Source organism: Streptomyces sp. NPDC005202, assembly GCF_040608235.1.
GTDB lineage: Bacteria > Actinomycetota > Actinomycetes > Streptomycetales > Streptomycetaceae > Streptomyces.
The window spans coordinates 195,913-208,993 of record NZ_JBEXHW010000010.1; the positions used below are offsets into that span (position 1 = coordinate 195,913).

10 protein-coding genes and 1 pseudogene are annotated in these 13,081 nt (G+C 71.8%); 6 read left to right on the top strand and 5 right to left on the bottom strand.

The features are described 5' to 3' along the window. Window positions 1-2,313 (top strand): D-alanyl-D-alanine carboxypeptidase (locus ABZV31_RS18135; protein WP_355894563.1); only part of this gene is annotated, 2,313 nt, incomplete at its 5' end. Window positions 2,314-2,520: 207 nt separating this feature from the next. After that, window positions 2,521-4,470, top strand: a complete 1,950-nt coding sequence (locus ABZV31_RS18140) for an MFS transporter (RefSeq protein ID WP_355894566.1) — start codon at window positions 2,521-2,523, stop codon at window positions 4,468-4,470. A 422-nt stretch (window positions 4,471-4,892) separates the two neighbouring features. Here ABZV31_RS18140 and ABZV31_RS18145 read toward each other — a convergent pair whose 3' ends face one another. Genes ABZV31_RS18145 through ABZV31_RS18155 form a run of 3 tightly spaced genes read right to left on the bottom strand, consistent with a single transcriptional unit; the run spans window position 4,893 to window position 7,461 of the window. After that, window positions 4,893-5,768, bottom strand: coding sequence for a MerR family transcriptional regulator (locus ABZV31_RS18145; protein WP_355894568.1), 876 nt, complete (start codon window positions 5,766-5,768; stop codon window positions 4,893-4,895). A 53-nt stretch (window positions 5,769-5,821) separates the two neighbouring features. Next, the gene (locus ABZV31_RS18150; protein WP_355894571.1) at window positions 5,822-6,334 is read right to left on the bottom strand and encodes a glutathione peroxidase; all 513 of its coding nucleotides are present in this window, start codon (window positions 6,332-6,334) and stop codon (window positions 5,822-5,824) included. Further along, the gene (locus ABZV31_RS18155) at window positions 6,331-7,461 is read right to left on the bottom strand and encodes an ArsR family transcriptional regulator (protein WP_355894574.1); all 1,131 of its coding nucleotides are present in this window, start codon (window positions 7,459-7,461) and stop codon (window positions 6,331-6,333) included. The genes ABZV31_RS18150 and ABZV31_RS18155 overlap by 4 nt, the downstream gene beginning before the upstream one ends. A gap of 192 nt (window positions 7,462-7,653) precedes the next feature. On the opposite strand from ABZV31_RS18155, the gene ABZV31_RS18160 reads away from it, so the two are divergent. Beyond that, window positions 7,654-8,844: an MFS transporter gene (locus ABZV31_RS18160; RefSeq protein ID WP_355894576.1), complete on the top strand. Its 1,191-nt coding sequence runs from the start codon at window positions 7,654-7,656 to the stop codon at window positions 8,842-8,844. Window positions 8,845-8,929: 85 nt separating this feature from the next. Here the strand turns inward: ABZV31_RS18160 and ABZV31_RS18165 are convergent, their stop codons facing one another. Next, window positions 8,930-9,601 carry a hypothetical protein gene (locus tag ABZV31_RS18165; protein ID WP_355894579.1) on the bottom strand — a complete coding sequence of 224 codons (672 nt, stop codon included), beginning with the start codon at window positions 9,599-9,601 and terminating at the stop codon, window positions 8,930-8,932. 734 nt (window positions 9,602-10,335) lie between these two features. Between ABZV31_RS18165 and ABZV31_RS18170 the strand changes: the two genes are divergently transcribed. The 3 genes and pseudogenes from ABZV31_RS18170 (at window position 10,336) to ABZV31_RS18180 (ending at window position 12,940) form a co-directional block, all read left to right on the top strand. Further along, window positions 10,336-11,652, top strand: coding sequence for a GAF domain-containing SpoIIE family protein phosphatase (locus ABZV31_RS18170; RefSeq protein WP_355894581.1), 1,317 nt, complete (start codon window positions 10,336-10,338; stop codon window positions 11,650-11,652). Window positions 11,653-12,068: 416 nt separating this feature from the next. Further along, window positions 12,069-12,533: pseudogene (locus ABZV31_RS18175) on the top strand (type ISP restriction/modification enzyme); the annotation flags it as partial. A gap of 32 nt (window positions 12,534-12,565) precedes the next feature. Further along, the gene (locus ABZV31_RS18180) at window positions 12,566-12,940 is read left to right on the top strand and encodes a hypothetical protein (RefSeq protein ID WP_355894583.1); all 375 of its coding nucleotides are present in this window, start codon (window positions 12,566-12,568) and stop codon (window positions 12,938-12,940) included. Here ABZV31_RS18180 and ABZV31_RS18185 read toward each other — a convergent pair. Further along, window positions 12,919-13,081: transposase (locus ABZV31_RS18185; RefSeq protein WP_355894620.1), on the bottom strand; the 163-nt coding region annotated here is incomplete at its 5' end. The genes ABZV31_RS18180 and ABZV31_RS18185 overlap by 22 nt on opposite strands.

A 13,081-nucleotide genomic window follows, 5' to 3' on the forward strand; every position in this document is an offset into this window, starting at 1 on the left:
GTGTCGGGCTCGGAGGACGCCGAGGGCGCGGAAGGGCCGGAGGGCACTTCGGAGCCGGGGGACGCCGGGGACGCGGAGGACGCCGAGGACGAGGGCGCTGCGCAAGGTGACGCCGAGGAGTCCGAGGCGGCCGCGGAGGCTGAAGATGCCGAGGAGGCCGCGGTCGGCGCGAAGGCCGGGGAGACCGGGGAGGCCGGGGAGGCCGAGGAGGCGTCGCGGGCCGACGCGCGGGACGCCGACGCAAAGGGCTCCGACACGAAGGGCTCCGACACGAAGGGCTCCGACGCCGAGGCCGCCTCCATTGACGCGCGGGGCGCCTCCGCCGCTTCCGGTGACCGTGACGAGGCCGACGCGGCGGGTGACGCGCGCCTGCGTGCGGCGGTGGCCTCGTGGGTGGATTCCGCGGACGAGGAGAAGGGCGCGGAGGGCACGAAGGCCGACGCCGACGACGCTGCCGACACCGAGGCCGAAGACTCCACCGAGACCGGGGCTGTCACCGAACCGGAGGCCGCCGACGGCGAGGACGCCCCACAGGGGCCACTCGCACGCGACGACGAAAGCCGCACGGGTGGTGCGGGTGGGAACGAAAAGGCCGACGGCGAAGCCGCTGACGTCGCCCAGCCCCCGCAGGGCTCCGCACGCGACGACGAAAGCCGCACGGGTGGTGCGGGTGGGAACGAAAAGGCCGACGGCGAAGCCAAGGCCGCCCCCGTCGACCAGCCCACCACCGTCTTCAAGGCCGTACGCCCCGCCAAGCCCCCCGTCGACCAGCCCACCACCATGCTGAAGCTGGACGGCGCCACCAAGGACCCCCAGGAGAAGACCCCCGAGTCCGACGCCGAGCGCACCAGCAAGTTCGTCGCGCTCAAGCCGCTCGACGACCCGGAGACCCGCAAGCCGAAGCCCACTGCTCCCGCCGCTCCCGCCGCTCCCGCCGTCGCCCCGGCGGCGTCCGCGGCGCCCGCGGCCCCGGCGGACGCCACCACCCCCGTCCCGCAGGTCGGCCCCGAGCGCACCACCCAGCAGCCCCTGCCGCCGAAGCCGCCGCTGGACCTGCTGGCCGAGCTGACGAACACCCCGCCGCCTCCGGAGACCCCGCTGCGCACGCTGGTGCGCCGCGTCAAGATCTGGACCCCGCTGGTCGTACTGCTCGCGATCATCTTTGCGATCGTGCAGGCCGTACGCCCGCTGCCCACGCCCACCCTCGCGCTCACCGCCAAGGACAGCTACACCTTCGACGGCAGCAGGGTGAACCTGCCCTGGCCGAGCGAGGGCCAGGGCTGGATGGACGTCAACGGCATCGGCACGATGGGCAACTTCGGCAAGCAGACGCCGGTCGCCATCGGCTCGGTCGCCAAGACCATGACGGCGTACATCGTCCTGAAGGACCATCCGCTGAAGCCGGGTCAGGAGGGCCCGAAGATCGAGGTCGACCCGACGGCGGAGAAGGAGGGCGGTTACGACAAGGACGGCGAGTCCACGCTCAACACCGTCAAGGCGGGCGACAAGCTCACCGAGAAGCAGGCCCTGTCCGCCATCATGATTCCGTCCGCGAACAACATCGCGCGGCTGCTGGCCCGTTGGGACGCGGGCTCCGAGGCGGCGTTCGTGAAGAAGATGAACGACACCGCCAAGAAGCTCGGGATGACGGGTACGTCGTACACCGACCCGTCCGGTCTGAAGGAGACCACCGTCTCCACGGCCGAGGACCAGGTGAAGCTCGGCAACGAGGTCGTGAAGATCCCGGCTCTGATGGCCATCACCAAGCTCCCCGGCTGGACGGACCCGTCCGGCAAGTTCTGGCGCAACTACAACGCGCTCGTCCCCTACAACAACGCCCTCGGCATCAAGACCGGCACCACCACCGCGGCCGGCGGCAACCTGCTCTTCGCCGCCACCAAGCTGGTCGGCGGCGAGACGGTCACCGTCGTCGGCGCGATCCTCGGCCAGCACAAGGCGCCGATCATCGACACGGTCAACGAGGTCAGCAAGACCGCGATGCTCGCCGCGCAGGACGCGATGACCTCGGCGAAGATCCTGAAGAAGGGCGACGTCGTCGGGTACGTGGACGACCAGCTCGGCGGTCACACGCCGGTCGTGGTCACCAAGGACGTCACCGCGGTCGGCTGGGCCGGGCTGAAGGTGAAGCTGTCCTTCGCCTCCGACGACGTACCGCACTCCGCGAAGGCCGGCACCAAGGTGGGCACGCTCACCGTCGGTGACGGCATCGGCGGAGCGGTGAGGGTCCCGGTCGCCCTGCAGAAGGACCTCACCGAGCCGGGCTTCACGAACAAGCTGACCCGCCTCGGCTGACCCGCGGGTCACGACCGCCGCGTCCGAGCCCTGCGCACCCCGTCAGGCAGCCCCACCCGGGAGCTCCCTGGCGGGGTGCGTGCTAGCGTCACGAATCAGGGCACGTCGTCGGTCGCGCGGGACGCGGCCGCGAACGGGATGGGAAAAGGCCGGGAAAACCAGGGACGCGGCCGAGAACAGAAGACGGGACACGGGGAGTGCCTTCAGGTGGCCACTGCGGAGCCGACACGCGCCGACGACGCCGATCCGGACCCGGGAACCGGCGCGCGAATACGCCTGTCCACGACTGACACGGACGGTGACCGCGGTCACCCGGGCGGTCGTGCGGACGACGGCGCCCCCGGCACTCCGAGCGCCACCGACGCCCGTACGGGCAAGGACGGCAGCGACAGCCAGGACGGCAGGGACGGCAAGGAGAGACGGCCCTGGACCAGAGCCGCCGTCATGGCCCTGCGGGAGCGGATGCTGCGGCACCCGGCCCTTTCCGTCACCGGCGTGGCCGGCGTCCTGCACATCATCTGGTTCTTCACGTTCGCCAACAGCGGCGGCGACCTCGCGGCGCAGGACGCGTGGGCCGAGTTCGTCGGCCGGCACCCCGACTCGGCGTACAACCTCGCCTGGTACGGCGGCATGCACCCGGTGTCGTACAGCGTGGTGTCGCCGTATCTGATGTCCGTCCTCGGCGTCCGTACGACGATGATGATCGCCGGGACGGTGTCCGCGGGCCTGCTGACCCTGGTCCTCATCCGCAGCCGCTCGGTGAAGAACCCGCTGTGGGCCGCGCTGGCCGGTGTCTTCGGGCTCCTGTGCAACGCGGTGTCGGGCCGGGTGACGTTCGGCCTCGGCACGCTGTTCGCGCTGGGCGCCGTCGCGGCCGTGTTCTGCTGGCCGTACCGCTGGCGCCACAAGCGCTGGGCGAAGGCGCTCGTGGCGGCGTCGCTGGCCGCGCTCGCCACCATGTCCTCACCCGTCGCGGGCCTGTTCGTGGGCCTGGTGGCGGTGGCGCTGTTCCTGCAGAAGCGCCGCCCGGGCGCCTGGGCGCTGGGCCTGGCGCCGACCGCGGTGGTGGCGGTGTCGGCCTGGCTGTTCCCCTTCTCGGGCACCCAGCCGATGACGTTCGCCTCGGTCATCCTGCCCCTGCTCTACGCGGTCCTCGGCTTCCTCCTCGTCCCGCGGGAGTGGAAGACGGTCCGGGTGACGGCCGCGGTGTACGGCCTGTCGGTCGTCCTGGTCTGGCTGATCAGCTCCCAGATCGGCTCCAACATCACCCGGCTGGCGATGCTGTTCGCCGGGGTGGTCCTCGTGGCGGCCCTGCCCTTCGCGGTCCCGCGCTCACGCCAGTGGTACGCGATCGTGCTCGCCTCCGTCGGCTTCGTCGGCTGGATCGGCTTCAAGACGGTCGACGACATCGTCCACACGGCTCCCGCCGCGTCCTGGTCGCGTGAGCTCGCGCCCCTCGTCAACGAGCTGCAGCAGGTCGGCGCGGAGAAGGGCCGCGTCGAGGTGGTCCCGGCCCGCTCCCACCGCGAGGCCTCCGCGCTGGCGCCCTACGTCAACCTCGCCCGCGGCTGGAACCGCCAGGCCGACATGGAGCGCAACCCGCTCTTCTACGACGACACGCTCAACTCGGCGAACTACCACGAGTGGCTGCAGCGGTGGGCCGTCCACTACGTGGTGCTGCCCAAGGACGAACCGGACGGCGACGGCGGCGAACGCGAACGCGCGCTGGTGCAGCGGGGCATGCCGTACCTCAAGCAGATCTGGGGCGACGCCAACTGGCAGCTGTTCAAGGTGACCGATCCGGCGCCGCTCGCGGAGCCCAACGCCGTCGTCGACCGCGCCGAGCAGGGCGAGCTGACCATCGAGGTGCGCAAGGCGGGCCGCATCCTCATCCGCATCCCGTACTCGCCCTGGCTGAGCCTCGTCGACGCCGACGGCAAGAGCCTCAAGCCGCCCCAGGAGACGGAGGCCTCCAAGCACCGGGCCGAGGGCACGCCGAAGACGTACGACAACGTCAACGGCTGCCTGATGGAGACGGAACAGGACGCGAAGGGCGACAAGTGGACGATGCTGGTCGCTCCGCGGGCGGGGACGTACCGGCTGGCAGCGCCGTACCAGCTGCCGCGGGGCACGCCGTGCCCCGACGAGTTGAAGTGACCGTCCGTCGGTCCAGGGGCCGCCGGGCGACCGTCCGTCGGTCCAGGGGCCGCCGGGCGACCGTCCGTCGGTCCAGGGGCCGCCGAGGACCGTCCGTCGGTCCAGGGGCCGCCGGGCGTCCGTCCGTCGGTCCAGGGCTGCCGAGGACCGTCCGTCGGTCCAGGGGCCGCCGGGCGACCGTCCGTCGGTCCAGGGGCCGCCGGGCGACCGTCCGTCGGTCCAGGGGCCGCCGAGGACCGTCCGTCGGTCCAGGGGCCGCCGGGCGTCCGTCCGTCGGTCCAGGGCTGCCGAGGACCGTCCGTCGGTCCAGGGCTGCCGAGGACCGTCCGTCGGCCCAGGGCTGCCGAGCGACCGTCCGTCGGTCCAGGGCTGCCGAGCGACCGTCCGTCGGTCCGGGGGCTGCCGCCCCCGGATCCCGGGCGTCACCTCACGGGAAACGCCACGTCGCACACCGCGTCCTCCGGCCCCGCCGCCTCCCAGTCCGCGAAGTACACCTCGCGGCAGGGACCGGCCTGCTGAAGCCCCCGCTCGGCGATCCACTGCTCCACCGCCTCGAACGCGGCCAGGATCTGCGGATGCGCCACCTGTGCCTTGGTGATCCGCGTGTACGCCAGCCGCTGCGCCGGATCCACCCGCACCTTCGTCTCCCAGGCCCGGCCCCGCGACTCCGCCCACGCCCGGGCAGCCGCCTCGTCCCCGACGGGCACGCAGGACTCGGCGGGCCCGTCACTCTCCATGGACACCTCGGCGTGGTAGACGACGTACGGCGCCCCGGCGACGCCCCCGCACTCCCGCGCCGCCGCCTCCAGGCGGGTCAGCGACGCCCCGATCCACGCCGGCAGCTCGCCCGCCAGCGTGTGCCGCGTCTCGGTGATCACCACCTGCTCGGGCACGTCTACCGTCCCGACCACGAACTTGCCGTACATCTCGGAGCTCCTCCCCGACAGCCGTCCACGGAGGTACTCGGCGAGCGTCCGCTGCCCGGCCACCCGCGCCTCGACGTCCGCCCAGTACGCGGCGAGCAGGTCGGCGGCCTCGGTCGCGTCGGACTCCACCGCCTCGACCACCTCGGCGACCTGCGCGAGCGGCATGTCGAGCTGGCGCAGCAGGGCCACGAGCCGGGCGCGTTCCGTCTGGGACGCGCGGTAGTAGCGGTAGCCGCTGGCCTCGTCGACGTGCGCCGGGACCAGCAGGCCGAGGCGGTCGTACAGCCGCAGGGCCTTGGCCGACAGCCGGGACCGCGCGGCGAAGGCGCCGATGCTGAGCAGTTCGTCGTCCACCCCGTCATCCTCCGTCACCGGGCGCCGTCCGCCCGGTGACAGGGACGCTCTCCCTTGCCCCAAGGGCAAGGTCAACCGGCGAGCTGGGCCTCGATGGCGCCGACGACCTCGGCCGCCTCCGGCTCGGTCTGCGGGGAGAAGCGGGCGACGACCTTGCCGTCCCGCCCGATCAGGAACTTCTCGAAGTTCCAGCGGATGTCGCCGCTGTGCCCCTCGGCGTCGGCGTGGCCGACGAGGCGGTCGTAGAGCGGGTGCCGTCCGTCCCCGTTGACCTCGACCTTCTCGGTCATGGGAAAGGTGACGCCGTACGTCGCCGAGCAGAACTCGGCGATCTCCTCGGCGCTGCCCGGCTCCTGCCCCATGAACTGGTTGCACGGCACACCGAGCACGGTGAAGCCCTGCTCGGCGTACCGCTCGTGCAGCCGCTCGAGGCCGGCGTACTGCGGGGTCAGCCCGCACTTGGAGGCCACGTTCACGATGAGGACGGCCTGCCCCGCGTACTGCTTGAGGTCGGCGGGACCGCCCTGGAGGGCGCCGATCTCGATGTCGAGGGGAGAGGCGCCGTTGCTGTCTGAAGTCGTCATGAGCGGATGCTAGCTGCGGGAGGTGTCGGGCCCGTTCCCAGCCCGCGGGGCCTCGGGCTCGTTCCGAGCGGCTGAGGCCTTGGGCCCGTTCCGAGCGGGTGAGGCCTTTGGCCCGTTCCGCGGGGTGAGGCCTCGGGCCCCGTCTCCAGGGCCTTTGCGCCGGATCCCGCGGCGTCGACGAGGACCTGGCCGGCCCCCGTCCGTGAGTACAGCACCGAGCGCCCCGCCCGGCGCCGCTCCACCAGCCCCGCGTCCAGCAGCACCTTCAGATGGCGGCCGACCGAGCCGAGGCCCTGCCCGGTCACGGCGGTCAGCTGGGTCGTGCTCAGCGGCGAGTCGAGCAGGACCAGCACCTGGGCCCGGGCGTGGCCCAGCAGCGCGCCGAGGCTCGCGGGCACGGAGGCCCGCTGCCCGTCGGTGTCGGCGAGGGCGCCCGCGCAGGCGTAGACGACGGCGTACCGGCGCGGCTCCTCCCACGACACCCAGCCGGTCTGCGGGGTGACCGGCACGAAGACGAGCTCGGCGCCGGAGATCTCGCGTGGGGGATACTCGTGCAGGTTGATCTGGAGCCGGTTCTCGCCGAGCCAGCGCGTCCCCGGCCGCAGCGCGTCCAGCACGGTCGCCCAGCCGCCCCGGCTGACCTGCGCGGTCCGCGCGACGACGTCGGCCTCCAGGATGCGCCGCCGCCGGGGCCAGTACGGGCGTACGGCGTCGGCCCAGACGTACTCCAGGAGCCGGGCCGCGCGCTCGGGCAGGTCGTCCCGGTCCAGCTCGGCGGGCAGCGGCCCGGCGAGGGAAACCTTGAGATGCCCGCGGGCCGCCGCCGGGTCCGCCGCGCGCACCCGCGCGACGCCCTCCTCGAAGGTCTCCGCGTCCCGCGGGGTGGGCGTGAGGAAGTCGGCGATCCAGTCCCGGCCGAGCCCGGAGTGCACGAGCACCGCGGTGACGGGGTCGCCCGCCAGCCGCTCCCGGTACGCGGGCAGGTGCGCCCGCAGCCACGCCTGCTCGCCGGGGTGCCGGCCCACGCCCGCGTGCAGCAGCTTCAGGCTCGCGAAGGTCTCGGCGAGCGGCGAAAGCACGAACCGGCTGCCGGCAAGCGTGTCGGCGTTGACCTGCCACCAGCCCACGGGCGGCTCCTTCCGGGCTCGGGCTCCTTCCGGGCTCGGGCTTCTTCCCGGCTCGGGCTTCTTCCGGGCTCGGGCTCTTTCCGGGCTCGGGCTTCTTCCGGCTCGGACTCCTTCCGGGGTCGAACTCCTCCCGGGTTTCGCACCTGCGCGAAACAATAACGACCGGGGCCGGGCCCGCCCGAGACTCCGCGCATGCGCAGCTACCAGGACCTGTTCCGCACCCCGGAGTTCACCCCTCTCTTCCTCTCCTCCTCCGCCCAGACCGTGGCCCAGACGGTGAGCGGACTGGCGCTCGGCACGCTGGTGTACCGCGCGACGGACTCCCCGCTGCTGTCCGCGGTGAGCATGTTCGGCCCGTCGCTCGCGCAGGTGCTGGGGGCGACCTTCTTCCTCTCGGGCGCCGACCGGCTGCCGCCGCGGAGGGCACTGGCGGGCATCTCCACGGCGTTCGCGGCCTGTACGGCCGTCCTGGCGCTGCCCGGCTTGCCGGTCTGGGCAATCTTCGCCGTCGTCCTCGTCCAGGGCCTGATCGCGTCGCTGGGCGGGGGAGTCCGCTGGGGACTGCTGAACGAGATCCTGTCCAAGGACGGCTACCTGCTGGGGCGTTCGGTGTTCAACATGATGAACGGGATCATGCAGATCACCGGTTACGCGGCGGGCGGGCTGCTGGTGGCAGTCCTGTCGCCGCGCGCTTCCCTGCTGCTGTCGGCCGGGCTGTACGCCGGGGCGGCCGCCGGTGTTCGCCTGGGCCTGAGCCGCCGCCCGCCCCGGGCCTCCGGCCGCCCGTCGGCCACGGCGACCTGGCGCACCAACGCCCTGCTGTGGTCGTCCCGTCCACGCCGCCTGACCTATCTGGGCCTGTGGATCCCCAACGGCATGGTGGTCGGCTGCGAGTCGCTCTACGTGTCGTACGCCCCCGACGCCGCGGGCACGCTGTTCGCCTGCGCGGCGCTGGGCATGCTGGCGGGGGACGTGACGGTGGGCCGCCTGCTGCCGACGGTGACGCGCCGGCGCCTGGCCACGCCCCTGCTGTTGCTGCTGGCCACGCCGTACGTGTTCCTCGCCCTGCACCCGCCCGTGCCCCTTGCCGCCTGCCTGGTCACGGTCGGCTCCGTCGGCTTCGGCGCAAGCCTGGTCCAGCAGGAGCGGCTGATGGCCCTCACCCCGGACGAACTGAGCGGCCACGCCCTGGGGTTGCACTCCGCCGGGATGCTCACGATGCAGGGCGTGAGCGCCTCGCTGGCGGGCTCGGTCGCACAGGTCACCTCGCCCGCCGTGGCGATGACAGTGATGGCGGTGGCGTCGACCGGGGCGACGGCGGCGCTGGCCATGGCCGGCCGGCGCACGTGGTCCCCGGCGCCCCAGCCGGCGTCGGCACCGTAGGTGCGGACAATGCGGCCGACATCGACGCCACGGCGGCGTCGTGCGGCCCCGTGTCACTCGGCGCCGCCCGCCGTGCGGCCCCGTGTCACTCGTCGTCGGGTGCCGTGGACTCGGCGAGCCGTTCTCCGATGTCGTCCGCCCATTCCTGTGCCCACCGGCGGAGCTCCGCGACGGCTCGGCCGTCGAGCCCGTAGGCGGTGAACTCCCTGTCGTCGATCCATTCGGCGCCGATGAGGCGGGCTTGCAGGTCGGCGAGGTCGAAGGCGTCCCCGGCGTGGCGGCGGCCGAGTTCCTCGAGTTCCGGGTGGCTCCACAGCTCCGCGGCGGCATGGACGTCGATGAGGTCGTGGGCGAGGCCCTGATCGGCCAGCGCGCGGACCCTGGTGCCGACGACGTCCACGAGGGAGAGGGCCGGGCCGAGTTCCGTGAGCACCGGCGGCCGCCAGAGCACTTCCTTGAGGACCTGCACCGCGCACTCCTCACCGGTCACCGAGTCGCTGACGACCAGCCGGGCGGCCAACGGTTCCGTCTCCAACGCCCCGACCCGCCAACCGCGTTCCTCCAGACCGGCTCGCACCGCCGCGACGATGTGCCCCGTCCCGACCGGGCTCTCGGTGGCGACCTCCACGTCGCGGCTGGGCCGGTCCACCAACCCGTGCGCCTGCACCGCGTGCCCACCGGCGAGCGCCAGAGCGTACGGCGCCCCCACCGCGAGAATGTCGGCCAGCAGCCGCCGCCGCACTTCACCGATCTTCACGCAACGGCCAGGTTCGTCCGGGACGGGAAGGCCCACGAGCGGCCCCACGGAACTCGGCGTCCCCCGCGTCCAGCCGACGCGTGAACGTCCCCCGGCGGAGCTCGAAGACAGTGGGCAGTGACACCATGCGTCGATTATCGCCCGCAAACCTTGACCAGCGCGGAAAAAGCACGGCCGCCGGTGAATCATGCCTCATACCGTCAACGGCACGTACCTCCAGCGGCGGAGCCGCGGCGAATCCGGGTGGAGGTTGGGCGGCGAGGGCATACGTATCGCTGCGTACGCCATGGACAAGACGTCCACCGTCCCCTGGCACATGACAGCCGAGGACTACGGGCTGGCACATGACAGCCGAGGACTACCGCGCGGCCCTTGCCCGCATCTCTCACGGCCCGTCTCCCGGCCGACTGCGCTTCGCCTGTCAGCAGCACCAGTTTCGAAGATCACGTACGCGGGTGCTGCCTGAGCTGGGAGCTCTGTGACCTGGGCGTTATCGGTGTGCTGGTCGTGACTCCCCGCTAGTCCCCCTACCTGTCCCCTGCTTCGGGCACGCGAGGGACACACCTAAGAGCTCCGCACAGCTGAGCGGAACTCTGAGAGCGGGACTGTGCGAAAATGCAATGGGGCAAAAGGGTCGCTGCCTGTCGGATCGGAGGATAGGCGCCGCATCGGGTCGCGGGCACGGCCGGTACAAGATCCACGTCCGCGGACGGGCCAGGCGACAGAAGGCTGCCATGCACAAGCCAGAAGAAGAGTCTCGGGAGCCGCTGCTCAGCCTTCCCCTCGATGTGGATCTGGAGCGTGTCAGCCAGCAGATCCAGATCGTGGCCCGTGCTCAGGGAATGCTGAAGGGCCTGCTGGAGGCCGTGGTGGCGATCAGCCGCGAGCTGGAACTGTCCTCGGTACTGCGCCGGATCGTCACCGCCGCGGCGGACCTGGTCGGCGCCCGTTACGGGGCCCTGGGCGTGCTGGACGAGAGCGGCGAGTTCCTGTCGGACTTCCTCACTGTCGGTCTCACCGACCAGGAGAAGGCCGACCTGGCCGACGTGGAATTCCCCCGAGGGCGCGGCGTGCTCGGTCACCTGATCCACCACCCCCAGCCACTGCGAGTCGATGACATCGCCGCCCACCCGGAGTCCGCGGGATTCCCTCCCGGCCATCCGCCGATGAGCACCCTGCTCGGGGTTGCGATCAGCGTGCGAGGCGAGATCTACGGAGACCTGTACCTCTCCGAGCGACGCGACGGGCAGCCCTTCGACGCCCATGACGAGGCTTTGGTCACCGCCCTGGCCAGTGCCGCAGGTGTGGCCATCGACAATGCGCGCCTTTTCGAACAGGTCCGGAGTAGCGGGGAGCAGTTCCAGCGGCTGCTGCTGCCACGGTTGCCCGACCTGCTCCCGTTCGGTGTGGCCGCGGAGTACCGTCCGGCGACCGCGCCGGGACACCTGGGTGGGGACTGGTATGACGCCCTGCTACTGCCGGACGGTGCCTGTGCGGCCGTGATCGGCGACGTGTGCGGTCACGACCTCAGGGCCGCGGCCGCGATGGCCCAGACCCGTAACATGCTGCGCGCCCTGCTGTACGACCGGCGCACCCCGCCCAGCTCCGTCCTCGCCGCGCTCGACCGCACCCTCCACGCCATCACCGACATCCCCGTCACCACCGCCTGTCTGGCCCGCATCGAACCCGCGGACCACGGCTGGAGGCTGCTCTGGAGCACCGCAGGCCACCCGCCGCCGCTCCTGCTCACCTCCGACGGCCGTGCAGAGTTCCTGAGTGCGGACCCGGGGCTGCCCCTCGGAGTGGATCCCGACGAGCCGCGTCCCGACCACGTCCACCCGCTGCCTTCGAACGCCAACGTGATCTTCTTCACCGACGGACTGGTAGAACGCCCCGGCCACTCGATCGCTGCCGGCCTGGACGACCTCGCCGCCGTCGGCGCCGCCCATGCCAGGCTGCCGCTGGATGACCTGTGCCGGATGCTGGCCGACATCCATGGAAGCGACGCCCACGACGACATGGCCATCCTTGTCCTGCGCACCCCCAGATGACCATGACATGCCCATTACAAAGCTGCCCTTACGGGGTTGCGAGAAGCACCCGATGGATCTTCCCCGGCCGCCGACCCGGACAGCCGATGCGCCTGTCCGTACGTCTGTGGTGGCACCCCGCACCGGAGCACCGTCCGCCCGGTGCCGGCGGCGCGAATGGAGCTGCGGCAGCTGGCCCGCTCCCGGGACGCGCAGGCACGTAGTGGCACGCGTGTGGCACGGCGCCTGAAACGGCGAAGGGCCAGCCTGCGAGGGAATTCCTCCTGAGCTGGCCCTTCTCTCTGTGCCCCAAGGGAGGTTCCGACAGCATCCACACTCGCTCGCGCCCGCCGTGAGCTGGTCCTTTCCGCGACGGACGAGCTGCGGAAGCGTCGCCGTGGCCGTGGCGGTGACGCCCGACGAACACGAACCACGTCATCCGGGACCTCACCGCCGCCCAGGCGGACGGCCTGGCCTACGTCGCCGCGGTCGCGTCCCACCCGGAATACACGGCGCGGTTCCAGGAAGACCTCGAAGTCCCCGGCGCGCGGACACCCCTCACCACCGACCCCTGCCTGTGGGAGCGGGCGGTCGACATCGGTCGGCGAGTCCTGTGGCTACACACCTACGGTGAGCGGTACGCCGACGAGGCGGCAGGAAGGCCGTACGGGAGAGTGTTGCTACCGCGCGACCGACCCCGGTGCGTGGAGGAGATCCCGGACGACCCGGAAGTCATGCCGGAGAAGCTGGCGTACGACCCCGTCACTCAGGACCTGTGGGTCGGCACCGGACGGATCAGCCCGGTTCCACGAGCGGTCCGGCAGTACCAGGTGTCCGGGATGAACGTCCTCGACAAGTGGTTCGGCTACCGCCGGAGGCCCCCCGTCGGCAAGCGACGCCTCGAACTGGACCATGTTGTGCCCGCATCGCCGAGGTGGTTCGTGAACAGCAGGTGGCCACACCCCTTGCTGCCGCGTTCACTGCACACCTGCAGCGCATGCACCCTGAGGAGAGCAACACTCCGGGAACACCGCCCTGGTATGCGAGTAACCGGCTGTGTGCCTGGGAGAAGCTGGTCCGCCAAATGGAAGCTGGCTGGGCGCCCTCGGGCTGGTTTCCGCCCGATCTCTACCGCGAACGCCTGGAAGCTCGCGACGAGCTTGAGCAGGTGCGCCATCAACTCCCTGAGAACGCCGCCGCATTGCTCCGGAACGCACTTGAGCCCCTGGACGCCCTGTTCGCCGAGCTGACCGTCGAGGACACCGGCCTGCTCCCTAAGACGCCGTCTCATTTGGTGAGTCTGCGGTAGCAGATGAGGGTGCAGGTGATGGCGGTGAAGGCCAGGAAGTGTTCGACCTTGCGTTCGTAGCGGCGGTGCAGGCGGCGGCAGCCGGCGAGCCAGGACATGGTGCGTTCGATGGTCCAGCGGTGCCGGCCCAGCCGGGTGGAG